The sequence below is a fragment of the Candidatus Margulisiibacteriota bacterium genome, assembly GCA_003242895.1.
In the GTDB taxonomy this organism is placed as follows: Bacteria; Margulisbacteria; Riflemargulisbacteria; order GWF2-39-127; family GWF2-39-127; genus GWF2-39-127.
Genome location: QKMY01000024.1, coordinates 35,845 through 62,217, shown reverse-complemented (window position 1 = coordinate 62,217; position 26,373 = coordinate 35,845). Strand labels below are relative to the sequence as shown.

Here is a 26,373-nt window from a genome sequence, read left to right as displayed (position 1 = left end):
CCTACATACCTTTTAAAAACAGCCATAAATATAAGCTTGAGACAGTCCCGAAACGAAGCCTGTTTGATAACAAAGAAAAACAAACCTTTCCCCGATCAATAGGTGATTCAATATTGTTTTTATCGAAATAAACCATAAATTCCTGTTTTAGAGGTTGAACATAATCCCACGTTATTCGCAAAGAATTATACCATGAAGCCGATTTCCGAAAACTCAGGTCATAACTGAAAATATCATAATAGATCCCATAAAACTTCGGATATATCATTTTATCCTGAGAGATCCGCCATTCGGACAACACCCGCTTGTCTGCACTCGAAAACGCATAGGTCATTTTGTATTTTGTAGCGCGAGTGACCCTCTGCGATAAATAATAATAATCAGGAACATACAGTTTTTCTTCTGCACTCAGCGAAAGATTATTCGCTAACTTAAAAAAAGCCGTCGATTTATTGTCGGCAAACGAAGAATTCTGGGGATTTTGAATGAAATCGTTAATATATCTCATTTCAATAAGCGGTTGATGAGACTCAACAAATTCATCCCAGGTTTTTTCTTTATCCGAAATAATCATATCAGTGATGTAATAAAGCATCTCTTGTTCTTCCAGCAAAAGCTGCCCATTAGTGTGTATCAGAATAGAAGTAATGACATTTTTATCATCCATGAGCATCAAGGCATGTTTGCCAAAAGGATGTCCACCCCACCTGGCGGAGATAATATTATTGTCTTTATCCCTTTTGATTTCATAAAAAAGCATAGTAAAGCTATCGTCTTTTCTTGCCAGGTCCTCGGCAATATTAACCGGAACACTCGCCCAGAGTTGCTTATCTTCATCCCAGTACTTCCATTTGTTATCCTTATATACCATCAGGCAGTCTTGTTTAAGCAGTGACGTATCAGGATAAAGCGAGGCATAGAAATAGTCAGTCTTCTTAAAGATCCTAAACATTCCTTCCGGTGTCGGCTCTGCATAGTTCTTGTCGAACACCAGACCTTTTTCATCTTTACCTTGTAGAGGATAATTTGAAAACTCAGGGCCGGACATCACATTAAATTTAGCAAAAGCTTTGTTATTCAGAAACAAGATACCCGCCTTCTGCGGATAGAGTACCAGCTTTAACCCTGTCGGATCACTACATTTATATTTCAAGTTCTGAATATCTTCGTTAGAATTAACAAGGTCCGTCAATTCCGCAATCTCGGCGAGATTATCAGGCGGATTAAGGTTATATCCTTTTATGTACACAGTAGCGTTTAAAGGTAAAATCGAATACAATATGAAGCTCGTAGCCGGCGAGATATGCACACATCCATGGCTTATATAAAGATTCCCAATACCATTATTGATATACGAAGCTACCTTGAAATCGTTAATTTCTCTGATAAGTTGGTACTGAAGCGGCGGATAAGTATCGTTTAGTTTTGAGTACCTATACAACTCTTCTTTTCCCACATAATTAAAATTCGCGGCAAAAGATATCGTCGCTAATACAAGCAAAATTATGAATACTAAAAATATTACATTTCTTTTCATGGTTTCAGATCATTTATAGATATTTGCTCAAATTGATTCCTTTTGAGCAGAATTTTATAAAAAACATCTTCTTTTGTCTTCAATGAATCGATATGAGCCTTTGCAAATTCCGTTTGTCCTAGCGAATATATCTGCTTAAAGTAATCCCAGTTTTTTGTTAAATAGGCAAATTTTAATATTAATTTGTCAGCAGCTATCTTGTACAAATACAATTCTCGCTCAATACCATAGATTTTACGATAATCCTTTGAATTGATACCGATTTTATTTAAAGAATAAATCTCTTCTGAATCTAACGTATAATCTTTCGGAAAATAGTACAATTTGTAGGCTGCTCTAATATACGGCGGTAATCCCTGCCATTCTTTGTACGTCACATTCTGATTATACATTAATCTAAGATATGTTGTAACTACAGGATTGTTCAAATAAAAGCTGTCATTGCCTTTCAGAAAATAGAGCAAATTAATATACTCATGATATCCTGAAAAATTATTAAGAAAACTTTCTAATTTATTACTGCTGGGAACACTAAGAGCCGTGGCCAAATCCATGATAAACTGTTTCTGCTCAAATGATACTTCTCCGGTAGCATATCCCATCTCATTAGAGACATTTCTTTTGTCTCTGCTCCAGAATATAGTATACTTTCCAAAATCATGACTCCCCCACATTGCTTCTACTATTTTTCCGGAAGCATCCCTTTTGATATCGAAATAATTATAGATTAACCGACCGGCATAATTTTTTTCGAGATCAATTCTAATGATTTCCGGAACGGGATAAGCCTTGTTTTTGCGATAATAGACATAACCTCCACTTGTTTTCTGAATTTTTGCCCACATGGGGACAATAGTCGTATATCTATAGCTCGTCGTAAAGAAGTCATCACTTCTGCCAAAAATATAGTATTTACCTGGGGTAGTTGCTTCTGAGAGGGAAGGATCAAAGGTATACTCGGATGATGTAGGATTTGTATATGAAAGATAATACGCTTTTGATGGACCAGGGAGTGCCTTCATTCTAAATAAAGGAACTTTTTTATTATAGATAATCCATACTTCGCTCCCCGGATAAGCAACAACAGAAGCGTTCGACGGATTATTCAGAAGTTCTTTGTAATATTTAATATCCGCAGTCTTTTTTATTACCTCGATCGCCCAGGGAAGCTCAGAAACAGCAACGTCAGGAGTTGAAGTATAGTCCTTGACTTGAAGTTCCGCAAGATCAGGAACAATGCTGTAAAGAATATAGATATCCGCAGGGTAAAAGTGAAAACACCCATGACTATCATACGGATGCCCTAGTATTTCCTGAGAAATATTAGGAAAGTTCATTTCATTAATAAGAGTTAGAAAGTCTGAAGAAAAACAGGTAGTTGTAAAAAAAAATGATAAGATCAAATATTTGATTGTTTTCATAGGTAATATGCAAGAGGGGTTGTAACGGATACTTCCCCCCTTGATCGGCACCAAAACTTAAAATGTGAATTTATATCCAAGCAGGATATTAAAAACATTTTTATTATTATCTCCAACAGCAAAATTATTGATCCCGGTCTCAAGAAAAAGTGCTTCATTCCGGAAGCCCTCAGAAAGCTTCGTTGGGTATTCTGCACCTAATACTAAATTATACCCTAATTTGCTATCAGATTTAAGCGGAGAATTAATTCCTGCTCCCGTATAAAATGTGAAAGGCGAATTTTCCATTTTAAAATTAAGAAGTTCATTCACATAGAGAACCAGAGCGCTGTCATCGTTATCTAACGCAAAGCCTAGTCCGGCCCGCGTTGTCAGGTAGGCTGTGTTTGAAATAGCAATTGGGAGAAAGGAGGCGTCGCTAATAACCCCGAATCCAGGAGCAATAGATCCTAATCGAACATCAACCTGAAACACAGGCACCTTCGTCGACAGGGCCGTAGCAGCCGGCTGTTGTTGCCCAATTTGCTCTTCGGTTGTAGGCGATGCCGGTTTTGCAGCTTCCTGAACCGGCGGCTTCGCTGGAGCTGCTTCCGTATCCAAATCCTTTATCTCTGGTGCCGGACGAATGGCTGTTCCTTGTTTTGGAACGACTTCAACAGCTTTTCTTGTTACTTTTTGATACGTACGGGTTTCACTATACCCTAAACTCGCCATTACCAGCATCAATACAAATGCAATAATAAAAAATGTTTTTCTATCCATATAATTCCCTCCTATTTTTTTAATGCATTTACAACAATCAATTGCTTAGTGGTTATTGTATTACAAAAACCTTCTATGTAAAATACACGTTTTTCCTAAACAGTAACAATAAAATCAACGAAGATGGGTTAATTTCATCGTAGTCATGGTTAATCATAAAACCAGGACATTACTTTTCCCCCCATAATCATTAATTCTTCACTCAAAAGAAATTATTGCGCACCTACAACAAATTACTGTTGCCAAAATAAAAAATTAAAATTTACCGAAGACTATACAATGTAATATAATGTATTTAAATCTTGAAGTAATTTCCATGGATTATTTTGCATAAACTTTCTCAGTAAAGGTGTAAAACATTGGTTTTTGAAAAAATGCGGGGCATTAAGGGTTTAAAGAAAAAAAAGAAATCGTATGGTGCAATCCATCAGGAAAAGCGGCAGTTTTACGAAAAAATCCAAAAAATACTTCAAAAGATTGTTCTGGCATTATTCGTTTTGGTTTTTTTGGTAGCAGTGGCAATCAGCGTTTATGCCTACAAAATATACCAGGACTTACCTGATATCGACAGCAAAATGAATGTTTATATCCCAAACGAAGCCACCCAGATCATTTCAAAAGACGGTGTTGTCCTGGCAAAACTTCACCGTGAAGAAAACAGAACACTTGTTCCGCTCTCAAAAATTTCCGATAATATCAAAAAAGCTATAGTGGCAGTAGAAGATAAAAGGTTTTATAAACATCATGGCGTAGATTGGATAGGGATATTCCGTGCCATTGCTATCGACATAAAAGATAGGAGTCCGTCACAGGGAGCAAGCACCTTAACGCAGCAACTCGTTAAAAATGTTTTTCTCTACAAAGAAAAAAGTATAAAACGAAAAATTGCCGAGGTCATGCTCTCAACAAAAATTGAAAGATACCACTCAAAAGAAGAAATCCTGGAAATGTATCTCAACGAGGTATACTGGGGCCATAATGCTTATGGAATAGAATCTGCATCACAGCTGTATTACGGTAAAAGCTCACAGACGCTTACCCTTGCAGAAAGTGCACTATTAGTAGGAATTCTTAGAGGACCGGAGATATATTCCCCGTACAAAAACTATGACCAAGCCATTTTGCGGGAAAAAATAGTTCTGGTAAGAATGTTGCAGCTAGGATATATTAGCAAAAGAGAATATGACGAGGCATTGAAGCAACCTATAATATTAAAAGGCTATACAAACAGTGCTTATAAAGCACCCTATTTTGTATCCTATATTATTGAACAACTCATCAAAGATTACGGCGAGGCATCAGTCTACGTCACAGGGATGAAGGTCTATACAACACTCGACTACAGGTTACAACGTATCGCTGAACGCGTTGTTGAAGAAACCGTGCTAGCAGGAAAAGAAGGAAAAGCCGGTTTCGATCAGGCAGCGATGTTGGTTATGGACCCTGAAACCGGACATATCGTAGCTATGGTAGGCGGATATGACTTCACAAAAAGCCAATTCAACAAGGCTGTCCACTCCTATCGCCAGCCAGGCTCGGCATTTAAGCCGATTACTTATCTGACGGCACTCGAAAGGGGAATGACTCCTGATTCAATTATCGTCGATGCTCCGGTTTCCTATGGTTCGTATGTCCCACAAAACTATAATCACGACTATAAAGGCAGCATAAGCCTAAAAAAGGCACTCGAGCTTTCTCAAAACATCCCGGCAGTAAAGCTCTGTTATAAAGTAGGCCCGCAGGCAGTGATCGATACCGCACGAAGATTAGGGATAAAAAGCCCGCTTCAGCCCTACTTGCCTCTAACCCTTGGAGCAAACGAACTGACGATGCTCGAATTGACATCTGCGTATTGCGTATTTGCTGCTCAAGGGATAAAAACCGACCCTATTTCGATTACAAAGGTTCAATACCATGACCATATCAACATTCAAGTAAATCGAGTCAGGCGTCATCAGGAATTCAGCAAAGAAGCGGTAAACCAGCTTGTTGATATGATGCAGAACGTGGTTGAGAATGGAACCGCCAAAGCTGCCCGGCTGGTTGATCGTCCGGTCGCTGGAAAAACCGGAACAACGTCTGATTACCGCGATGCCTGGTTTATGGGCTTCGTTCCTCAGCTTGTCGTAGCTACCTGGGTAGGTAATGATAATAACTCCCGGATGAATAGGGTCACGGGAGGGTCGTATCCGGCAAAAATGTGGAAAAGCTTCATGGAAAAAGCCCTCAGCACAGTTCCTGTAAAGAATTTCCCACTCGCTGAATCTGCAAAAAAAGTTAACATATGTGAATTATCCGGAGAACTTGCCGCAGAGTATTGTCCATCCGAATCGGTTAAAGAAAAATATTTCGTCAAAGAGTTTATGCCGACAAAAGAATGCACTCTCCACAAGCCTGAAGCTGAGAAACAAAATGTGCCTTTAAGCCCCAAAGAACAACAGGAAATTAACGCTACTAACCAGTTAGAAGATGCTCCCGTTGAGATTAATAACGAGGAAGACAACCAAAACGCAACCGCTCCTATTAATTCCTCAACATTTCAAAGAAATAACGATTATTTTAATGAACATAGGGGAAATGGGCCCAATGACTAACTTACTAACTACGATAGCGACCGAAACCTGGAACATCTTCATGGAATCTGCTCCCTTTGTCTTATTAGGGATCGCTCTCTCTGGCATCCTTCATCTATTTATTTCCAAACAATTTATTCTTACTCATTTAGGAAAATCAAAAATCAAATCGGTATTTTTAGCTGCCCTAATAGGCGTTCCACTTCCGCTGTGTTCTTGCGGGGTAATTCCTATGGCTATCTCGTTAAGAAAACGAGGGGCAACTAAAGGGGCAACCAGTGCGTTTTTAATTTCTACACCGGAATCAGGCATAGATTCAATGCTTATCAGCTACGCGTTGTTAGATCCCATACTTACCATCGCCCGCCCGGTTATCGCCTTTATTACCGCAATAACCGCAGGCATATTGAGCAACCTGATTCCAGAAAAAGCACAGCTAGCACCGGAAACCAGCAGCTGCGAAGGAGCTTGCTGTTCAGACCATACCGAGCATCCGACACACCATACCCGAAACCTGAAACTTCTCGTAAAAAAAGCGATTCACTTTATTCTTTTTGATCTTTTACATGATATGGGCAGGTGGCTCATCTTGGGAATTATTCTTGCCGGGATTATCTCTGTACTCATTCCTAAAAGTTTTTTTGCTTTTGCCGGCGAGAATCCTCTTATAACAATGCCATTGATGGTCGTAATAGGAATTCCAATGTACATTTGCGCCTCATCTTCTACTCCAATTGCCGCAGCACTTATTCTCAAAGGAATCTCTCCCGGGGCAGCGCTCGTTTTCCTGCTTACCGGACCAGCCACAAATATCACGACAATAACCATGATAACCCGATTCTTAGGAAAAAAACTGACAGGTATTTATTTGACGACTATAATTATCTGTGCTCTCGTTTTTGGAATGCTCATAGATATGATATATGTGTGGTTGAAAATAAATCCACAGGCCATTGTCGGTACATATAGCCATAGTATCCCTGATCAGACGAACATTATTTTTGCACTCATACTAATATTCCTCATTGTTATCAGCTTTAGTAAAAAAGCCACCAAATATCTGCCCGGCTTGGCAACAGAATAAATCACTATTCTTCCCTAAATGGTTATTTATTTAAGAAAATTACCCTTAGCCACAAAGATCAAATCCCTTGATTCTTACTTACTTTAATAAAGGAATAACGAATGGTCTATTTAATTGAAACGATTCTTTATAAATACTTAAGCGATGTTATACGATTTACGTTTTTATTCTTTCCTATACTAATTGCCGGTAAGCTTATTATTACTTATCTAGGAAATAAAACAAAAAAAATACTCTACTTTAGATCAAACGCCTCAGCAGATAGGATCATAAAAGTCCTGAAAAGATCAGGAATGCTGGTGGTCACAGTCAGTGCACTCAGGATCTCCTTCTTTAACACAGCACTGAGGGAAATCCCAAAGTTTAAGCTTTATGTTAGTAATATTTCTTTCGTTTTGAATGTTATCCTTATAGCACAAATTATATACATTTTTATAGATGTCGCACTGGAATGGTACGCCTGTCATATCGCGGCAAAAACAGCAACCGGATTTGACAAAGAATTCCTTCCGTTAATAAGGAAGGGAGTTCTAGTTATCGTACTGGCACTTTCTCTCATTTCGATAATGAGCTATCTCGGATACAATGTAGTATCCCTCATTGCAACATTTGGGGTTGCTTCCCTAGCAATCGGCCTAGCTGCGCAAGAAACACTGGCAAACATGATTTCCGGATTCGTTATATTGATTGACAGGCCCTTTCGTGTTGGTGACAGGATACAGTATGATAACGATCTTATCGGTGATGTCATGGAAATAGGATTACGCTCTACAAGAATACTTAAGCTTGATAACACTATGGCGATTATTCCCAATTCGTCCCTTGGGAAAAACAAAGTTATTAACTTCTCATATCCCGATACTAAGATAAAAATTTATATCGCAATTGATATCGCATACGGCAGCGATATAAAAAAAGTAAAAGAAGTCATTACCATGTTGGCTGCCAATAATAGCAGCGTGTTACCGGAACCGTTACCACAGATATATTTTCGAAAATTTGCGGAAAATTGTCTCAAGCTTATACTCGAATGCTGGATAAATAATTATAATAATATCTGGATTATCGAAGATGAATTGCATATAGCCATTAACGAAGCCCTAAACCAGCGGGAAATAGAATCCCCCTATTCGGTTAAAAAAGCCGGATAATGCGTCATGTAATTGTGTAGCTTATTAACTGATTTCAGGCAAATCATTATCCTTAGCGGATCTACGGGTTATCAACCAGGAGTTTCTCTTTATTATTGCCAATCACAACAAAAACTACCCCGATGAGTACCACAACCAACGCAATAATACCTTCCCTGTTAATTCTCTCCCCGGCCAGAAAGACTCCCAGAAACACCGCAACAATAGGGTTCACAAAAGCATAACTGGTAGCTAGCGCCGGTCTGACATAACGAAAAAGGTACATATACGCACTAAAAGCTATCATAGAACCAAAGATAATCAAATATACAAAAGCCAACAATGATTGAGGTGAGGGAAAAACACTCATTCGCTCCCCGATAATAATACCGAGAATAACAGCAATAACGCCCCCGGTTATCATCTGAAGCGCGCTTGCCATAAGCCCGGCCGGCGACGGTACTTTTTTGCTTAATACTGACCCAAAGGCCCATGACAGAGGAGCTACAAACAAGAGTATTGCGCCCAAAAAATTAGCCTGTATTTCTCGATCCATGTTAAACATAATGATCCCGACAAAACCAATAGCTAAGCCAATAATCTCGTATCGATTCGGCCATTTGCCAAAAATGCCGGAAAAAAAACATGCCCATAAAGGAACTGAGGTCACAGCAATAGCAGCCAACCCTGAACCGACCCATTTCTCGGCACAACCTACGAACCCGGTCCCTCCCACCATTAAAAAGGCTCCGACAATTGCCGAGCCATACCACTGACTCGCACTCGGCCGAGAATCTCCATAAAGCCGAAGAATAAAATACATTATTCCACCGGCAAAAACAAACCGGAGCCCTGCCATACAAAGAGGCGGCATCGTCGTTACTGCAACACGAATTGCCAGATATGTAGATCCCCAGATTATATAGACGGAAAGCAACGATATGAGAATCAGTAAAAAATTACCTTTAGTTGTCGGTTGATAAACCATATTCCAATCCTATTCTAGGCTAACCTGGGCATATTATAGTACACGATAACAATAACACGAAGAGCCAATTTACCTCATCCAAGCCGGTTCAGAATTTCGTCAACATCTTTATTATCCAAGGTTTCACGCTCAATAAGGGCATTTGCTATAGAATCCAATTTATCGCGATTCTCTTTGAGCAAATTAAATACCCGGCTCTCCATGTCATCCAGAATGCCTTTTATTTCTTTGTCGATGATCTCTGCCGTGTATTCACTGAAATCTTTCGGCTGGGTCATCTCTCGTCCCAGAAAAACATGTTCTTCCCCCTGCCGAAATGTTGAGGCCCCTAATTTATCACTCATCCCCCACTGGCAGACCATCTTTCGTGCCAGTTGAGTCGCCTGCCGCAAATCATTAGCAGCACCGCTCGTAAGGTCATTAAAAACCAATTTCTCCGCTGCTCGCCCGCCAAGCTGAACCGCAATAACCGCATATAAATACGCCCGGCTAAAGTTATGTCGATCCGTATCCGGGGTCTGCTCCGTGGCGCCTAACGCCTGCCCATGAGGAATGATAGTAACTTTTTGTAAGGGGTCCGCTTCCGGCAAAAGCTTCGCAGCAAGTGCATGTCCGCTTTCATGATAGGCAGTAAGCTTTTTTTCCCTATCCTGGATTCTTTCTTCATTTTCCAGTCCTAAAAGAATCTTATCTATAGCATAATCAAAATCCTGGGCTTCTACTTTCTTTTTATTATTTCTGCCAGCCCACAACGCGGCCTCATTAACAAGGTTCTTAAGAAAAGCTCCGGAAAAACCCACAGTTCGTGCAGCGATATTTTCGAGATTAACATCATCAGCAAGAGGAACATTTTTAGTATGGATTTTTAAGATTTTTTCTCGAGCTTCCTTTTGCGGAAGGTCCAAGACTACCTGCCGGTCAAAACGTCCGGGTCTGGTCAAAGCAGGATCAAGGACATCAGGCCGATTCGTTGCTGCAACCACCACCACTGCTTCATGCGGGGCAAAGCCATCCATTTCTGATAATATCTGGTTGAGTGTCTGTTCCCGTTCATCATGCCCCCCACCAATGCCGCTACCCCGCACACGGCCTATGGAATCAATTTCATCAATAAAAATAATCGATGGAGAATCTTTCTTCGCATTATCAAACATATCGCGTACCCGGGATGCTCCTACCCCAACGAATACTTCCACAAACTCAGAACCGCTAATACTAAAAAATGGAATACCGATTTCCCCGGCAACTGCTTTGGCAAGCAAAGTTTTTCCGCATCCTGGCGGTCCGACAAGGAGAATACCTTTAGGGATTTCAGCGCCTAGCTTAGAAAATTTCTTCGGATCCTTGAGGTAATCAACGATCTCAATAAGCTCTTTTTTAGCATTTTCCAGCCCTGCAACATCACTAAAATGAACTTCACTATCTGTTTTATTGTACCGCCGGGCACCCGATTTTCCAAACCCGAAGATTCCCCGGTCCCCAAAAGAACCTTTCATTTGATCCTGCATTTTCTGACTGGCATAGATAAGATACCCAAAAAACAAAATAAGCGGCAGAAAACTTATCAGCAAATAAAGTAACCAGGAACTATTTTTTGATTCAGCAGTCACAACTATGCCTTTGTCTTCCATAGTTCGCATTAAGGTTGGATCTTCAATAGGAGGAATAGTAGTGGAAAAAAACTTATACGACGCCTTATCTTTGCCGCTTTGAACGATATAAGGCTTATTAAATGATCCGGTAACCTGATGATCGGAAAAGGTTACTTTTTCGACATTATTTTGTTGAATCTGTACCCGGAACTCGCTGTACGTGAGTTTAACTTGGTTGCTATTGATACCATATCCAAGATAATACCAGATTAAAGCAATAAGACTGATCCAAAAGAGATACCTCCAGCCGCTTCCCTGCGGAGCATCTCCATCATCAGTACCTTCAACCTCTCGACGTTTTCTCCGGTACTTATTGTCCATCTGAATCTTCTTTCATTTATCTGTTAATCACAGTAAAAGCCTTCATTATAGACAATTATTGACCATTCCAATAAATCACACACAAGAAAACACTAGGACAGGATATATCAAAAATCCAGACGAAACTCAAGCCCTTTATGAATCTATAACCGGAACCTGACAGCTACACTCAAAGTAATATATATTTTATTATTTACAATGTTGAAAAAAGCAGTTCTTTGCAGTGGAAATCAGTAAAATAGGAAATATCCCCGGATGCTGGCATAAAATCAGCCCAAAACGTTATCAACCAGGAAGGACCAGTCCAAGTAGTCAGTCAATTGATTTGAGAATTACAAGTCCTCTACAATGGAACCTAACAATGCAGTGCCAAAATTATCCTTCCACAGTTTTGATCAATAAATGGACTATGTGAATTAATTCTTTGGCTTGGGCTGATAGTTGCTCATTTGCCGACGCAGCTTCCTCCGAGTTAGAGGCATTTGCCTGGACGACAGTATTCATTTGCGCTACCGCATTATTAACCTGAGAGATACCTTTCATTTGTTCTTCGGTAGCAGTCGCTACGTCCTGTACAAGCACCGCTACTTTCTCAGCGCTCTCGATAATTGCTTCCATAGTTCCTGAGGCAATCGAAGATACACTTACACCTTTTTCTGCTGACTTCTGTGCTTCCTCTATCAGGCTTGCTGTATTCTTAGCTGCTTCTGCACTGCGGTGAGCCAGGTTACGAACCTCTTCGGCAACCACAGCAAACCCCTTCCCGGCTTCCCCTGCACGAGCAGCTTCAACTGCTGCATTCAGTGCCAGTAAGTTAGTCTGAAATGCTATCTCATCTATTGTCTTGATAATCTTGGCCGTTTCATTTGATGCAACTTTTATTTCGGTAATTGATTGATTAACACTGTTTATGGCCGTTTTTCCTTTTTCAACACGGTTTTTAGTTTCATGCATCTCATTATTGATCTGTCTGATACTGCTGGTATTCTTAGAGACCATGGAAGAGATTTCTTCCAGCGCTGCAGAAGTCTCTTCAAGGGTTGATGCCTGGTCACTCGCTCCACTGGCAACCTGCTGACTGGAAGCCGCTACCTGTGAGACAGCAGAATTGATCTGGTCACTGCTATCTTTTAAATTGTCAGTAGCAGCTATTACTGCTTTTACCAGAGAGGAGGTAACAAACCAAATAATTATCGATATTAATATGACAATAACAATTCCTATTGTTAATGATAAATACTTAATTCTCTTCAGCGGTCCTATTAACTCGGCTTTCTCTATCACCGCGAGCAATATCCATCCTCTTTTATCATCGCTTTTTAAATATGCTTCTTTTTTCACGACACCTGGGAACATATACGATATGAACCCATTTTTCTGTGCCAGCATTTTTTTTCCAAAATCCTGCTGACTAATATCTAATTTGAAAACATAATCTTTGTTTTTGTGAGCCAGGGTCATTCCTTTGCTATTTACAAGCACCATTGATCCTGTTTTTCCGAGACTTGTGTTAGTGATGTGATAAGCAAGATAAGCGAAATCAACCGGAGTACCAACAATACCCACCAACGTGCCATTATTATTGATAGGCGCGGTGATAAGAACTACATGCTTTCCTGTTGCCGGAGAGACGGCTACGTCACTAATCCAGGATTCTCCTTGCTTTGCTTTAACGGCATTTGTTGCATAATCAGGAATTTTCTGAAATTCCACTCCCACTGACTTGCCGTCAATTGAGTCTGCCAAAATCCTGCCTTCTTTGTCAGCAACAAAAATGTTCTCGTAATAGGGTGAATATTCCTGTACTCTTTTCAGGAAAGCATTTGCTGCATCAGTCTGCAAGCCCTGCCCTGCCGCTTTCAATACCTCAATTTCAGAATAAATAGATACTTGTCTTAATTTTTCTCCTAGCCAATCATCCATGTCAGCATGGACTTTATCAGTCAATTTTTTCAGTTTGTCTTGTTCCTGAGTTATCATGACTTTTGAAACTACAGCATAGGTTATAGTTGTTGTTACAAGTATTGCAATTAATACTAACGGAATAACAGTAATAATCAGCTTATTTCGGAAATTCATTTGCATTAGTGGCATTAATTGTAACCTCCTACACTAAATCGAGATTTTATTGGAATTTAATTTTTATAATAGCATTTTTTTATAATAAAAAAAAATATTACTTAAAAAACCAGCAAAAATCCAACCCGGAAAAAGCAGAATGATTTCAATTCCCAGCAAGAAAGGATCGCTGACGGCAGACAAGTTTGATCCCAAGAATATCAGCAACCTAGCGAATCCATAACGAAGGGAAAATACACCCGTCAAAAGAGATTTGAAGACCAGTGATAAGATGCTTGATGTAGTCGCCGGCACAAAATTATGATCTATGCAAGGAAATTCTCAGAATGAAAAATGAACCTTTCGAACCGTCAAATTATCGCGTATTTATGAAGTTTTTGAGATGCTCAAAACTGGTGATTCTCGAGTGGTAGCCCCAGAGGGAATCGAACCCTCGTCACCAACGTGAGAGGCTGGTGTCCTAACCGCTAGACGATGGGGCCACAACAAATTAATATTACTGTATTTTATTACTTTTTTCAACATCATTATTTTCATGGATAGTTATTTCTGTCTATCTCTGCGACACAATCCCTAAAAAGTCAACTAAACACATAGGATATTAGACATTACTAATTGTTCATCCCTGAAAACTAAATTGTTTGTGTAATTCTAATCTCGATTCAATAATTCCTTATAAAAAGCTACACTATGCATGTAAAATCAAGTATAATTGTAGATGTGGAATAAAAACAGCGTGAGGATTTATGGCACATATACTAATCGTTGATGACAGCAATCTTGAAAGAAAAAAGTTTTCGCTTGTTCTTGCAAACGAAAATCATAGATTAACCTTTGCTTCGACAGGTGAAGATGGGATTACCATGGCATTTGAAGGAAAACCTGACCTTATAATTATGGATTTCATTATGCCGGATATCGATGGTGTCCAGGCTACAGATTACCTAAAAAGCAACGATGCCACAAAAAACATTCCAATAATCATGGTGACCTCTATACGACAGAAAGAAGAAATTGTTAAAGCAATCAAAAGCGGCGTTAATGACTTTATAATTAAACCATTCAAACGTGAACAATTAATAGAAAAAATTAATTACCAGCTCAAAAACAAATAATTCCAGAAATTATTTCCCTACCACAATTTGAACATATCGCGGCGAAAAATATTTTTCAGCAACTTTCTTAATGTCCTGAACTGTTACTTCGTCAATGTGAAGAAGATAATTATCGACCTCTCTATATCCCATACCAAGAACTTCAAATCGGCCATAGCTCTCGGCTTGGTCACTCCGCTGTTGCATCTGATGAGCAAATCCACCTTTTATAACCATTTTAGCTTTTTTAAGTTCGGTCTCATTAACAGCTTCAGTCTTCAAGCGATCGAATTCATGCTGCATAAGGTTGATTGCTTTTGTTTCATTACCAGGACTTACCAGCGCATATGCAGTTAAGGTGCTGTATGGGTCTCCACTCGAAAGATAAATGTCGGCGGAATAAACCAAATGTTCTTGTTCTCTTAATTTGTCAAACAGTCGTGAACCCATACCGGACAATATACTATTAAGTACCTTCATACTGTAATAGTCTTTTGAGCCGACTTTAGGTGCGCGATATTTGATAACAACTGCTGTTTGCGCTTTTTCTAACAATAGCTTCTGTTTGATCTTTCCAGTTAACTCTTTTTCATTGATTTTATTTGGAACAACTGGTTGCCCTTCACCCTTTTCAGAAAGATAAGTCACTAAAAGTTTTCTGATCTGATCTTCCGATATATCACCAACAAAAACATATATCATTTGATTAGGTTTCACATAACGTTTAAACCATTTTTTTACATCTTCAGCCTGAAGATTTTTCACAGAGGTCTCTTCCCCATTGAGAGACATCCTATAGGCCAGCTTGGTAAATAAATATTTATCCGCCATATACGAAGCATACCCTAAACTATCTTCCTTTCTTGATTGTATTGATGATAACTGTAATCTCTTTTCTTTTTCGACCTCTTCCTTTTCAAAGGTAGAAGATTGAACTATTTCTTTAAAAAGATCAAAAAGCACAGGGAATTTTTCAGAAAGCGAACTTCCTGAAAATCCAGCAACATTTTTGTCTATATAGGGTGACAGCGAAATTGCATTATAATCAATAATTTCCGAAATCCTATCAAATTTATAGTTCTTAGTCCCTTTCATTGCTACTCGAAAAGCAAGATCAGTAATGCCATTGTCTGTAACACTTTCGGATAAAAACGGACTCCTATTATAAGCACCAAAACTGACTATTGGAAGAGAATGATCTTCCTTTAGAATAACTTTCACACCATTCGGGAGCACAATATCCCTTGCTACAGGCTTTTTGGACTGAAGGTTTAAAACGTTATTTTTTTCCCCAGCATTTGCTAACACCGCCAACGATTTATTAAAATTAACATTACGAAGTATTGCTTTGTCTTTTTTGGGGTAATAAATGGCTGCGTACATATTATTAGCGACAAAATATTTATTGGCTGTTTCAATAACATCTTGGGTGCTCACGTTGCTCAACTGGTCCTCATATTCATCTTTAAGCGAAGCATCATGAAGCAGTTGATAATATCCTAACTGGCCTGTAAGTGAACCGACATCTTCTTTCTCAAAAACTTTTGCCGCTTTAACTTGTGTAATAACCCTGGACAACTCTTGTTCACTGATAGGTTTCTCCTTGAGCAAGGCAAACTGTTTGATTATTTCATCAAGGGCTGCGGTGACGTCTGTTGATCGAGCCACCCCGGAAACAATAAACACACCAGGATAATTGCCGGAAAAGATTCCTGCAGAAATACCTCTCACCAATCGTTTATCTTCTCTTAATACTTGGTACAGCCGAGAACTGGCACCACTACCAAGAATTGTTGAGAGAACATCCAACTTTGCTGTATCATAATTAAGAAAGTCAGGAATCTTAAAGCCTACGGCAAAATATGCCTGCTCAATATTACCTTGAATTGCGATAGTGTTAACTGTAGCAACGGCATTCCGATGGATTCCAGAGGACCATACTTGCCGGACTGGATTTGGTTGGATTATAGAAGTTAATGCCTTTACTTTCTTTATAAATTTTTCCTCATCAAAATCCCCGGCAGCGACTATAACCATATTGTTAGGGGTATAAAAATCGCGATAATAATTTTTGAGGTTCTCTTGGGTAAAACTAGAAACAGTCTCTTTCTCTCCAATAATCGGATTCCCTATATTGCAGGAAGGGTAAACTTCCGAAAACAACAGTTCATGAACTCTGGAAGATGGATTATCATAACGCATATTTATCTCTTCAAGAATAACTTTTTTTTCTTTTTCCAGCTCTTTTTTATTGAATTCCGGATAAAAAACCATATCAGCCAGTATATCGAGGGCAGTCAAAATATTTTCCTTTGGCACAGTCACATAATAGGAAGTCATGCTAAAGCTGGTAAAGGCATTTATATTCCCACCTAATGCTTGAATTGCCCTAGAGATCTGCCCGGCAGACATTCGTTTTGACCCTTTGAATACCATATGCTCAATAACATGAGAGATGCCTCGCTCACTATATTTCTCATTATTTGAGCCAACATTAACGAACAGTTGCAAAGAAACTACAGAAGCTGATTTTTGCTGCTCAGTTATGATAGTAAGCCCATTATCAAGTTTTGATGTTTCAAATGCATATAATGGTAAAGCTATATATAAAACAAGAATAGTGAAAAAAACTTTTTTTAACATTCGGTTATTCTCCGCTTGAAATATTTTATATTTTATACTTTAATAACTATAGTTGTTATTTAGGCAATAATATAACAACTATATTATAGTATACTTATGCTATCTACAAAACTATTAATAAAGGTGGCAACTAAAAGAAAATGAAAAATATTTTAATAATCGATGATGCTAGTTATATAATTGAAAGTCTTAAATTTGTTCTGACCCAAAAGGGTCTTAACATTCATTCTGCCTATGATGGTCAAAATGCACTCGACATTCTCGAAAACAACCCTATTGATGTTATTCTAACAGATCTCAACATGCCAAATATGGACGGCTTTGAAATGACAAGAAAGATCAGAAGCAATCCAAACCACAAAAAATTACCGATTATTGCCTATACCGGTTACGTTGATTCAATTCATCTGGCACAGGCCAATGAAGCAGGAGTAACGGAAATACTTACAAAACCGCTTACAGTAGAAGCTGTCTTTAAAGTAATCAAAAAATATCTCAAAAAAATATCGGGCCCTATGTAAAACAAATACCCTGCAAAAAAGCAGGGTATTTGTTTTTCTATTCTCAAAAATAAATCTACTATTTTATAGTTTCCGCTGGAGTTGGATTTACAGCGGCACCTGTATTACCAGTTGGCAAATTAGCAGCATTCTTTGCTTCCAATGCTTTTTTAATCCGGGCAATTTCTTCTTCTTCATTTCTTTGCAATGCCGATTCATTAAGTTCCTTAAAACTAGAAGACAACTGTTCTCTCAACATCAAGTTATCGCCAGCCATTTCAGAACTTGTTTTTAATTCTTTCACTGCCGTGGAATTGTTTTTCATCTTTTTATACACATCAGCAATTGCTATATGTAAATATGGGCTTTTCAATGAAGTATTCAATTCCTCTTTAATTGTTCCCTTCTCAAGCTCACTAAGGGCTTTATCGTATTCGTTACGAGACTCATATACTTGTCCGATATAAATATGCGGAATCGGGGATGCCGGATTTTTTGATATTATTCTTTGATACTGGCTAATTGCATCATCAAGTTTGCCTTGCATCTTGTATTGATAAGCAAGAAGCTCCGGATCAAAAATATCAATTTTTATATTTTTTCTAAGAGGTGAAATAAAGGTCTCAAAAGCTTCTTGTCTCTTTCTTTCGAGTAATTCATTTTTTAGATCTTCGTCTGTTTTATTCTCTGGTCGATCTTTGTATTTTACATCATCTACTTTAATGATATGGAAGCCAAATTGAGTCTTTACAGGTCCGGTAATCTCACCAGGTGCAAGGCTAAACGCTGCCGCTTCGAATTCCGGCACCATCATACCGACACCAAACCAGCCCAAATCACCACCAGCTTTAGAGGAAGAATCAGATGAGTACTCACTTGCTAATTTTGCAAAGTCCTCCCCGGTCTTAGCTCGGGCAAGCAGATCTTCTGCATTTTTTCTAGCAACTTCCGTCGCAGCTTCTTTCTCTTTGATGCTTGTAGCATCTTTTACCTCAGGAAACTTGATCAGTATATGACGAGCTTTAACTTCCTTGTAATAATTGTTCAAATCCTGATTGGTAACTTGAATACTGGCAGCAATACCATTTCTAAGCTTCGCTACCTTTATGTCATTTTCCAAGTCACTAACAAATTTTTTGTACTCCAGGCCATTCTGCTCAAGCAAATCTTTTAACTCACTTTTCCCTTTAAGCTTATATGCAGAAATAATATTATTTGTTTGATCATTAATTTCTTTTCTGGTTACTTTAATATTGTTATCATCAGCCTGTTTAAGCAATATTGAATAATTAAGATATTCCTGAAATACATTATACTTTAGATACTCGACAATAGTAGGATCAAGATCACTTCCATTGAACCTCATCAAAGCACGCTTCATGAGTTGTGCATATTTAAAATAATCCAATGGTTCTCCGTTAAGCGTAGCAAACTCAGTGAACTGTGGCTGCTGAGCAGTATTATTCATTTTTGGACCCATAAAAAAAGTCGACGATAATCCAAAAATAACAATTGACCCGACAAAGGCCACTAAAATTCCTATCAATATTTGCTGAGAATATTTTCTCATAAATTTCAACATAAATAATTTCCTCCTCTTTATTTGTATGACATCTTTAACGTTCTCGAAACTGAAATATAACCCCCAACCATACCCAAAAATGTTCCAATTACTATAACAGATATATAGATAAATGTTAAGATTTCTTTCCCAGTCACCATAGCAAGAAAAGGCAAACTCTGGGAAACTTTGCTGATTAACGCATTATAAATGAAACGTAGCATAAGTGTCGCTGTTACAGCTCCAAAAAGTCCAAGGATAATACCTTCAATAATAAACGGCCATTTTATAAAATTATCAGTCGCTCCCACTAGCTGCATAATTGTGATCTCATTCTGCCGTGCAATTACCGTTAACCTTATAGTATTAACAATAATCAAAAGTGTTGCAATAACGAGAAGAACCACAAGAATAGTCCCCCCGATTTGAATTGCCCGAATTAATTTTTTTAATTTCTGAGCAATGATATTACCATATCGGACTTCTTCAACATCCTCGATTCCCTTAACACTCTGAGCTACACTATCAATATACTTAACATCAGTTACCTGTACTTTAAAAGTATGCGGTAGCGGATTTTTCCTATCATCACCAATTAACTCAAGGCTTAACGCAAATTTGCTTTTGAACTTTTCCCAGGCCTCCGCTTTAGAAATAAAATCAGCTTGTTTCACTCCCACAAGAGACGTAATTTCTGTCTTTATTTTGTCGAGGCTGGAATCATCTACATTATCTTTAACATAAACCATAACCTCAACTTTATTTTGCAAAGAGGCCGTCATAGAAAATATATTATAGAGCCCCAAAATAAATGTTCCATAAATAACAAGAGATATTGTTATCGTAATAACAGCAACTAAACTCATTAATTGGTTTCTGCTCAATCCAAAAAAAGCTTCTTTTAAAAAAAACTCTAAATTTTTAAAATTCATATCCGTAAGCTCCTAATTGCTGATCCCGGACAATTTTTCCATTTTCTATGGCAATAACGCGTTTTCTCATCGTATCAACTATTGACTTATTATGGGTTGCTACAAGAACAGTAGTCTTCCTTTTATTAATCTTTTGAAGTAATAACATAATCTCCCACGAGGTGTTCGGATCAAGGTTTCCAGTTGGCTCATCAGCCAGCAAAATTGTAGGGTTATTGGCAATGGCTCTGGCAATGCAAACGCGTTGCTGCTCACCGCCGGATAATTCCGCAGGATAATTTTTTTGTTTTGGCAGCAACCCGACAAGATCCAGAACTTGGGCAACCTGACGTCGGATATGCATTCTCGATCGGCCAACAACCTCAAGAGCAAACGCCACATTTTCATAGACGGTTCTTCGAGGCAGAAGTTTATAATCCTGAAATATGACACCTATACTTCTGCGCAACATAGGAACTTGCTTGATATGAAGCTTATTAATATTAATGCTGTCTATATAAACATTTCCGGCAGAAGGGACATCTTCCCTTAACAGAAGCTTCATGAGCGTCGATTTTCCCGCCCCGCTGCTACCAACCAAAAAAACAAACTCATCTACACCGATATGCAAATTAATATCCGCTAATGCTTTATAGCCGTTTGGAAATACTTTAGTAACATTCTGGAGCTTTATCATGATTTTATCCGTCAACTAGTAATCGGGCGGTACAAACTATTATACTTTTACCCGAAGAAATTTCTCTTTTTTAATCAGCACTTTTTTCACTGCTTTGACAATATCTTTTGGCATTAAATGATACTTTTCTAACAATTCATCAGGAGCGCCGGATTCGCCGAAAACTCCAGGGATCCCTACCATCTCCATCGGAACCGGCTTATTCTGAGACAGCACTTCAGCCACGGTACTTCCTAGCCCACCTATTACGGAATGTTCCTCTGCTGTAACAATAGCACCGGTACGTTCAGCCGCACTAATAATAGAATCTTTATCGACAGGCTTTATGGTATGCATATCAACGACAGCAACACTAATATTTTCTTTTTCAAGTTCCTCAGCCGCCATGATTGAATGACTGACCATAAGTCCGCATGCAATTATCGTAACATCTTTTCCTTTTTTAAGGGTATTGTTTTTACCTATTTTAAAATCCAACGCATAAGTATCATAAACAACCGGGGTATTACCTCTGCTCATCCTTACATAACAAGGACCATGGGTTCGAGCAACCTCCCGAATAGTCAGCTCTGCTGCAATAGCATCCGCGGGAACAATAACACTCATATAAGGTATTGCTCGCATTATTGCAATATCTTCGAGGGCCTGGTGTGTAGCCCCGTCTTCACCAACAGTTATTCCCGCATGTGTTGCAGCGATTTTAACATTTAAACAGGGATAAGCAATTGAATTTCTGATCTGTTCCCAGCATCTTCCGGATGCAAACATAGCAAACGTACTAACAAAAGGTATCTTGCCGCCCAAAGCTAACCCGGCAGCAATCCCCATGAGATTTTGTTCAGCAATACCGACATTAAAAAATCTGTCAGGAAATTCTTTCGCAAACCATGAAGTCCTCGTTGAACAAGACAAATCTGCATCAAGCACAACAATATCTTTATTTTTTTTTCCAAGATCAACCAGCGTTTTACCATAAGCATCTCTTGTTGCGGCCATTTTGAACATAGTAGTAATTATTGATCCCTTCTATTCATTTAAACAAGCTCTTGAAGCGCTCTTTCGCATTCCTCGCAGGTTGGAGCCGTACCATGAAACTTCAGATTATGTTCCATAAACGAAACTCCCTTGCCTTTCACCGTATTTGCTAGTACCAATAAAGGCTTCGTCGGTTCTATCTGATCTTTATCGAATGCATGTAATAATTGCTCACAGTTATGACCATCGACTTTAATGACTTTCCAGCCAAAAGCTTCGAACTTTTTGGCCACATCACCAAGTGCCATTACCTCTTCAGTTGTACCGTCAATCTGCAAACAATTCCTATCAATGACCGCAGTAAGATTCCCTAATTTATAATGCGCAGCACTCATGGCAGCTTCCCATATCTGACCTTCCTGAAGCTCACCATCCCCCATAACACATACAACTCTATTAGATTTATTATCAAGCCGAAGTGCTGCTGTTAAGCCCACACTTGCCGACAAGCCCTGCCCAAGAGATCCTGTCGACATCTCAATTCCCGGCAGACTTCGTTTGTCAGGATGTCCCTGCAAAGGCGAGCCTAGTTTTCTCAAAGAATTAAGATGTTGGACTGGAAAAAAACCTGCTTCAGCCAACACAGCATAAAGTGCCGGGGCAGCATGTCCTTTGCTGAGGATGAGATAATCTCTTTCATTAAGCTGCGGCTTTTTAGGATCATATTTCAGAATACCGCCAAAATATAAGGTTGCCATAATATCAGTAACAGAAAGAGATCCACCGGGATGCCCTGATCCCGAATTATTTATCATTTTGCAAATATGCTTTCTTATATTTAAAGCCTTTTGCCTCACATGCTCAACTCGATCTGCAAGTAAATTAGTAACTTCTTCGCTAACTTTTAATTCCATTATTTAAAAATCCTCACTATATCATGATATGTGACAAATATAATAAATAATATAAGTATGACAAAACCTATATAATGAACAAAGTTCTCTCTTTTGACCGTAACAACATTCTTACCGGCTATACCTTCAAACAGCAAAAACAGGATTCTGCCTCCATCGAGAGCAGGAAACGGTATTAGATTCAAAATGCCTAAATTTATGCTCAAAAAAGACAGAAATCTGAGCAATATCAAAAAACCTTCTTTTGCTACTTGCGATGACATCTGTGCTATACCGATTGGTCCGGCTACTTGTTCAAGCGGAATGTGTCCCGTAAAAAAAGCTACCATACCCACAATTATCATTCTACTTAACTGATAGGTTTCCAGCACGCCGAATTTCAGGGAAACAAAAGGATTATACCTTATGTTAGGTCCGGAAGCAAGGTTAATTCCGAGGATATACCGGTTTATTGTCTTATCATAGAAGGCTCTCAGTTGAATTATTTTGCTCTGGCCACTCCGCAAAATAACCAGGTTCAACAGCTCACCCTTCGAGTCATTGATTATCCTGATAGCTTGCTCCATGTTAGTTACGGTATAATTATTTACTTTAAGAATCTTATCTCCGCTACGCAATCCGGATATGCTGGCAGGAGAAGAAGGAATTATTTTCTCAATAGTATTCGTCACACTCCCTGGAACGCCGACAAAAAAGTTTATTGCAGAAAACACAGCAAAAGCCAGAACAACGTTCATAACCGGTCCAGCTAAGATAATCAGAATTCTCTGCCACAATTTTTTGGAATTATAACTTTCGCCAGGTTCATAATCAGGACTTTTTACTTCTTCATCATCCAATCCGGCTATTTTTACAAACCCACCCAAAGGAATAGCATTGACACTATAGATCGTGCCGTTTCTTTTAAACTTAATAAGTTTTGGGCCAAATCCTAATCCGAACTCAAAAACTCTCACACCCATCAGCTTTGCAACACCAAAATGGCCTAATTCATGGACAAAAACTACTGTTGCAAATACAAATAAAAAAGCCAGAATTGAAATCATCATGGTTCCTTACTTAACATCCAGGCCTTCAGCCTGGACCGGCAGTCTCAATTCACTAAGGAGAAGTGAACGTAGTGAGTTTAACATGAAAGAACCGATTGTGCTACGCTCTCAAGAACTCCCGGTTCACCTAATTTAGCTCGTACATTTTTAACTTTTTCGAGAAAAGCAGTATAGAATTGCTTATTATTAAGCATCTCCAATATGACATCCGCTATTTTTTGATTATCAATTTGCTCTTGAATAAATTCAGGTAGGATCATTTCATCCATTATAATATTAGGCAAACTGATATATTCAACCTTTATTTTCAATATTTTCTTAGCAAAAAAATAATCAAGTTTAGGTAACCGATAAAGGACAACCATTGGGGTTTGCATAATAACACATTCTAACGCCAAAGTACCGGAGGCACCAACTACAACCTGACTCCGAGAAATAACACTATAACTATCTGCCTCAACAAATTCAATGGGAATAGAAGCCATAGAAAATGATTTTTGAATGGTCTCAATGTATGATTTATCGGAAATAGCGACCAAAAATCTCAATTCATTATCCCTCGAATAAAGAACTTGAGCAATTTCTTTTAAGAGCGGTGTAAGTTTTTCGATCTCCTGCTTTCTGCTTCCAGGGAATAAACCAATAGTTTTGGCTTCTTTATGATTTGCGAAGCCATCCTGATAATACCGGGGAATAATATCAAGGAGCGGATGCCCAAAATACTCTACATTATTGCGCAGCCCCTTATAATAAACATATTCCTTTTCAAGGATAGTAATAACTTTGTCCACAGTCGTAACTACTCGAATAGCTCCTTCTTTTGTACCCCACAACCATTCTTGCGGAGGTATGTAGTAAACGGTTTTTATATTATATTTTTTTGCCATGGCCGCAAAATACATATTGAGACCCTGATTATCGATCAAAACCAGAACATCTGGTTTATAGAAAATAAAAATATTCTTTATTTTTTTTATAAGCTTTAGTAACAATGGAAGATTAGCGATGATAACAGCCAGATTACCCAGAAAGCCTATCGTACTCTTTCTTACAATATCCGTAATGATATCCACTCCGGCTTCTCGCATTCTCGATCCGCCGACTCCATAAAAAGTACAATCCGGGCAAGCTTTCTTGATAGCCTGGACAAGATAAGCACCGTGCATATCGCCGGACAACTCTCCGGCCATCAACATAATTTTCTTATTCATCTTTATCCTCTTCTTGTGTATGCCCGGCTCTCCTTGGATTCACCGCCCGGCGAGCAATCCCTCTCTCAGTCGGGACCTTAAGAAAATCTATTAGCTGTTGGACTTCTATTGTCCGCTCCAAGTTGTTTTCGATTTCAGTTAACGCTTGAGTAAGATTCAATTTGCTTCGATAAAGGTATCGAAAAGCCTTTTTTATAGCTGAAATAGAGTTCTCTTCAACATTTTTTCGTTGAATACCAACAATATTAATACTTCGTACATTGGCTGGATTGCCCTCAACAAGTACAAACGGCGGAACATCCTGATTGACTTTCGAATACCCGCCAACCATTACCAATCTCCCAATGCGGCAAAACTGTGTAACGCCGACCATTCCTGCGATGACCGCCTCATCATCAACAATTACATGACCAGAAAGTCCGGTGGCATTCGAGATAATAATTCCATTTCCTAATTCACAATTATGTCCGATATGAACATTGGTTAAAAACAAGTTATCGTTTCCGATAATCGTTTTTTGGTCTTTTCCGGTGGCACGGTTTATGGTGACGTACTCACGAATAATATTTCGGTCTCCAATTTCCACAAAGCTTCGTTCACCTTGATACTTCTTATCTTGTGTAGCACTGCCAACGATAGATCCATAATGCAGATGACAGTTCTCTCCTATCGTTGTCCACTTCTCGACAACAGAATTAGCTTCGATAATTGTTCCGTTCCCGATCTTCACGTCAGGCCCGATGATAACATTGGCCCCGATCTTCACATCTTTCCCGAGATCAGCGGACGGATGGATAGTCGCAGTAGGATCAATCTGAACTTTATTTTGTTTCTCAACCAGAGAGATCGTGAACTCGCCCTCCGCAACAACCTGCCCATCAACCAGCGCTCTTCCGTATATTTTCCCGATGCTACCCCTGAACTTCACAATTTCCACTTCCATCCTTAACTGGTCGCCAGGAAGTACAGGCTTACGGAATCTTACATTATCTATAGCTGCGAAATAGGCTAGCCTTCCTTTTAAACCGTCGGAAGACAGCATCATAATTCCACCGACCTGTGTCATTGCCTCAATAATAAGCACACCAGGCATCACCGGATGATTAGGAAAATGTCCGACAAAAAACGGCTCATTAATTGTAACATTTTTTATTCCAACTGCCCTCTTATGCGGCTCCAGTTCAACAACTTTGTCAACCAACAAAAAAGGATACCGGTGTGGCAAATATTCAAATATTTGGTGTGCATCTATCATTAAACAACTCCTTTTC

The 26,373-nt window shown here is 38.9% G+C and carries 20 protein-coding genes and 1 tRNA gene; 5 read left to right on the top strand and 16 right to left on the bottom strand.

The window, feature by feature from the left end:
• Position 1: 1 nt before the first annotated feature.
• The 3 genes from DKM50_03790 to DKM50_03780 are packed head-to-tail and all read right to left on the bottom strand — an operon-like array spanning position 2 to position 3,720.
• Positions 2 to 1,537, bottom strand: coding sequence for a hypothetical protein (locus tag DKM50_03790; GenBank protein PZM82258.1), 1,536 nt, complete (start codon positions 1,535 to 1,537; stop codon positions 2 to 4).
• Positions 1,534 to 2,958, bottom strand: coding sequence for a hypothetical protein (locus tag DKM50_03785; GenBank protein PZM82257.1), 1,425 nt, complete (start codon positions 2,956 to 2,958; stop codon positions 1,534 to 1,536). The genes DKM50_03790 and DKM50_03785 overlap by 4 nt, the downstream gene beginning before the upstream one ends.
• Positions 2,959 to 3,015: 57 nt before the next feature.
• Positions 3,016 to 3,720 (bottom strand): hypothetical protein, encoded by a 705-nt coding sequence (locus tag DKM50_03780; GenBank protein ID PZM82256.1) that lies wholly within the window; start codon positions 3,718 to 3,720, stop codon positions 3,016 to 3,018.
• 359 nt (positions 3,721 to 4,079) lie between these two features.
• On the opposite strand from DKM50_03780, the gene DKM50_03775 reads away from it, so the two are divergent.
• The 3 genes from DKM50_03775 (at position 4,080) to DKM50_03765 (ending at position 8,528) form a co-directional block, all read left to right on the top strand.
• Complete coding sequence (locus DKM50_03775) at positions 4,080 to 6,314, top strand: penicillin-binding protein (protein PZM82255.1); 2,235 nt, start codon at positions 4,080 to 4,082, stop codon at positions 6,312 to 6,314.
• Positions 6,298 to 7,377, top strand: coding sequence for a permease (locus DKM50_03770; protein PZM82254.1), 1,080 nt, complete (start codon positions 6,298 to 6,300; stop codon positions 7,375 to 7,377). Before DKM50_03775 ends, DKM50_03770 begins: the two co-directional genes overlap by 17 nt.
• A gap of 101 nt (positions 7,378 to 7,478) precedes the next feature.
• Positions 7,479 to 8,528 (top strand): hypothetical protein, encoded by a 1,050-nt coding sequence (locus DKM50_03765; GenBank protein ID PZM82253.1) that lies wholly within the window; start codon positions 7,479 to 7,481, stop codon positions 8,526 to 8,528.
• Positions 8,529 to 8,589: 61 nt separating this feature from the next.
• Here the strand turns inward: DKM50_03765 and DKM50_03760 are convergent, their stop codons facing one another.
• The 4 genes from DKM50_03760 to DKM50_03745 form a co-directional block, all read right to left on the bottom strand.
• On the bottom strand, positions 8,590 to 9,495 hold the full coding sequence (locus tag DKM50_03760; GenBank protein ID PZM82252.1) for a drug/metabolite exporter YedA: 906 nt from the start codon (positions 9,493 to 9,495) through the stop codon (positions 8,590 to 8,592).
• Between the two features lie 74 nt (positions 9,496 to 9,569).
• A complete protein-coding gene (locus DKM50_03755) occupies positions 9,570 to 11,468 on the bottom strand; it encodes a cell division protein FtsH (protein ID PZM82251.1) in 1,899 nt (632 codons plus the stop codon).
• A 375-nt stretch (positions 11,469 to 11,843) separates the two neighbouring features.
• On the bottom strand, positions 11,844 to 13,562 hold the full coding sequence (locus DKM50_03750) for a hypothetical protein (protein PZM82250.1): 1,719 nt from the start codon (positions 13,560 to 13,562) through the stop codon (positions 11,844 to 11,846).
• A gap of 392 nt (positions 13,563 to 13,954) precedes the next feature.
• A tRNA-Glu gene (locus DKM50_03745) sits at positions 13,955 to 14,029 on the bottom strand.
• A gap of 264 nt (positions 14,030 to 14,293) precedes the next feature.
• On the opposite strand from DKM50_03745, the gene DKM50_03740 reads away from it, so the two are divergent.
• A complete protein-coding gene (locus DKM50_03740; protein PZM82249.1) occupies positions 14,294 to 14,662 on the top strand; it encodes a response regulator in 369 nt (122 codons plus the stop codon).
• 9 nt (positions 14,663 to 14,671) lie between these two features.
• Here DKM50_03740 and DKM50_03735 read toward each other — a convergent pair whose 3' ends face one another.
• Positions 14,672 to 17,284, bottom strand: a complete 2,613-nt coding sequence (locus DKM50_03735) for a hypothetical protein (protein PZM82248.1) — start codon at positions 17,282 to 17,284, stop codon at positions 14,672 to 14,674.
• 140 nt (positions 17,285 to 17,424) lie between these two features.
• Here DKM50_03735 and DKM50_03730 point away from each other — a divergent pair, with 140 nt between their 5' ends.
• The gene (locus tag DKM50_03730) at positions 17,425 to 17,805 is read left to right on the top strand and encodes a response regulator (GenBank protein ID PZM82247.1); all 381 of its coding nucleotides are present in this window, start codon (positions 17,425 to 17,427) and stop codon (positions 17,803 to 17,805) included.
• Positions 17,806 to 17,863: 58 nt separating this feature from the next.
• Here the strand turns inward: DKM50_03730 and DKM50_03725 are convergent, their stop codons facing one another.
• The 8 genes from DKM50_03725 to DKM50_03690 all read right to left on the bottom strand — a co-directional run bounded on the left by DKM50_03725 (position 17,864) and on the right by DKM50_03690 (position 26,357).
• Entirely contained in the window at positions 17,864 to 19,366 is a 1,503-nt protein-coding gene (locus tag DKM50_03725; protein PZM82246.1) for a hypothetical protein, read from the bottom strand.
• A gap of 17 nt (positions 19,367 to 19,383) precedes the next feature.
• Positions 19,384 to 20,277 carry a hypothetical protein gene (locus DKM50_03720; protein PZM82245.1) on the bottom strand — a complete coding sequence of 298 codons (894 nt, stop codon included), beginning with the start codon at positions 20,275 to 20,277 and terminating at the stop codon, positions 19,384 to 19,386.
• Entirely contained in the window at positions 20,267 to 20,953 is a 687-nt protein-coding gene (gene ftsE, locus DKM50_03715) for a cell division ATP-binding protein FtsE (GenBank protein ID PZM82244.1), read from the bottom strand. Before ftsE ends, DKM50_03720 begins: the two co-directional genes overlap by 11 nt.
• A gap of 39 nt (positions 20,954 to 20,992) precedes the next feature.
• Complete coding sequence (locus DKM50_03710) at positions 20,993 to 21,958, bottom strand: transketolase family protein (protein PZM82243.1); 966 nt, start codon at positions 21,956 to 21,958, stop codon at positions 20,993 to 20,995.
• A gap of 29 nt (positions 21,959 to 21,987) precedes the next feature.
• Positions 21,988 to 22,842, bottom strand: a complete 855-nt coding sequence (locus tag DKM50_03705) for a transketolase (protein ID PZM82242.1) — start codon at positions 22,840 to 22,842, stop codon at positions 21,988 to 21,990.
• The gene (gene rseP / locus DKM50_03700) at positions 22,842 to 23,891 is read right to left on the bottom strand and encodes an RIP metalloprotease RseP (protein PZM82241.1); all 1,050 of its coding nucleotides are present in this window, start codon (positions 23,889 to 23,891) and stop codon (positions 22,842 to 22,844) included. Before rseP ends, DKM50_03705 begins: the two co-directional genes overlap by 1 nt.
• A 77-nt stretch (positions 23,892 to 23,968) precedes the next feature.
• Entirely contained in the window at positions 23,969 to 25,102 is a 1,134-nt protein-coding gene (locus DKM50_03695) for a lipid-A-disaccharide synthase (protein ID PZM82240.1), read from the bottom strand.
• A complete protein-coding gene (locus tag DKM50_03690) occupies positions 25,095 to 26,357 on the bottom strand; it encodes a hypothetical protein (protein PZM82239.1) in 1,263 nt (420 codons plus the stop codon). Before DKM50_03690 ends, DKM50_03695 begins: the two co-directional genes overlap by 8 nt.
• Positions 26,358 to 26,373 lie beyond the last annotated feature (16 nt).

Excerpts from the sequence above, each read along its gene's own strand:
- DKM50_03790 (PZM82258.1), bottom strand. The coding sequence starts at position 1,537 with ATGAAAAGAAATGTAATATTTTTAGTATTCATAATTTTGCTTGTATTA.
- DKM50_03785 (PZM82257.1), bottom strand. The coding sequence starts at position 2,958 with ATGAAAACAATCAAATATTTGATCTTATCATTTTTTTTTACAACTACC.
- DKM50_03780 (PZM82256.1), bottom strand. The coding sequence starts at position 3,720 with ATGGATAGAAAAACATTTTTTATTATTGCATTTGTATTGATGCTGGTA.
- DKM50_03770 (PZM82254.1), top strand. The coding sequence starts at position 6,298 with ATGGGCCCAATGACTAACTTACTAACTACGATAGCGACCGAAACCTGG.
- DKM50_03765 (PZM82253.1), top strand. The coding sequence starts at position 7,479 with ATGGTCTATTTAATTGAAACGATTCTTTATAAATACTTAAGCGATGTT.
- DKM50_03760 (PZM82252.1), bottom strand. The coding sequence starts at position 9,495 with ATGGTTTATCAACCGACAACTAAAGGTAATTTTTTACTGATTCTCATA.
- DKM50_03755 (PZM82251.1), bottom strand. The coding sequence starts at position 11,468 with ATGGACAATAAGTACCGGAGAAAACGTCGAGAGGTTGAAGGTACTGAT.
- DKM50_03750 (PZM82250.1), bottom strand. The coding sequence starts at position 13,562 with ATGCCACTAATGCAAATGAATTTCCGAAATAAGCTGATTATTACTGTT.
- DKM50_03740 (PZM82249.1), top strand. The coding sequence starts at position 14,294 with ATGGCACATATACTAATCGTTGATGACAGCAATCTTGAAAGAAAAAAG.
- DKM50_03735 (PZM82248.1), bottom strand. The coding sequence starts at position 17,284 with ATGTTAAAAAAAGTTTTTTTCACTATTCTTGTTTTATATATAGCTTTA.
- DKM50_03730 (PZM82247.1), top strand. The coding sequence starts at position 17,425 with ATGAAAAATATTTTAATAATCGATGATGCTAGTTATATAATTGAAAGT.
- DKM50_03725 (PZM82246.1), bottom strand. The coding sequence starts at position 19,366 with ATGTTGAAATTTATGAGAAAATATTCTCAGCAAATATTGATAGGAATT.
- DKM50_03720 (PZM82245.1), bottom strand. The coding sequence starts at position 20,277 with ATGAATTTTAAAAATTTAGAGTTTTTTTTAAAAGAAGCTTTTTTTGGA.
- ftsE (PZM82244.1), bottom strand. The coding sequence starts at position 20,953 with ATGATAAAGCTCCAGAATGTTACTAAAGTATTTCCAAACGGCTATAAA.
- DKM50_03710 (PZM82243.1), bottom strand. The coding sequence starts at position 21,958 with ATGTTCAAAATGGCCGCAACAAGAGATGCTTATGGTAAAACGCTGGTT.
- DKM50_03705 (PZM82242.1), bottom strand. The coding sequence starts at position 22,842 with ATGGAATTAAAAGTTAGCGAAGAAGTTACTAATTTACTTGCAGATCGA.
- rseP (PZM82241.1), bottom strand. The coding sequence starts at position 23,891 with ATGATGATTTCAATTCTGGCTTTTTTATTTGTATTTGCAACAGTAGTT.
- DKM50_03695 (PZM82240.1), bottom strand. The coding sequence starts at position 25,102 with ATGAATAAGAAAATTATGTTGATGGCCGGAGAGTTGTCCGGCGATATG.
- DKM50_03690 (PZM82239.1), bottom strand. The coding sequence starts at position 26,357 with ATGATAGATGCACACCAAATATTTGAATATTTGCCACACCGGTATCCT.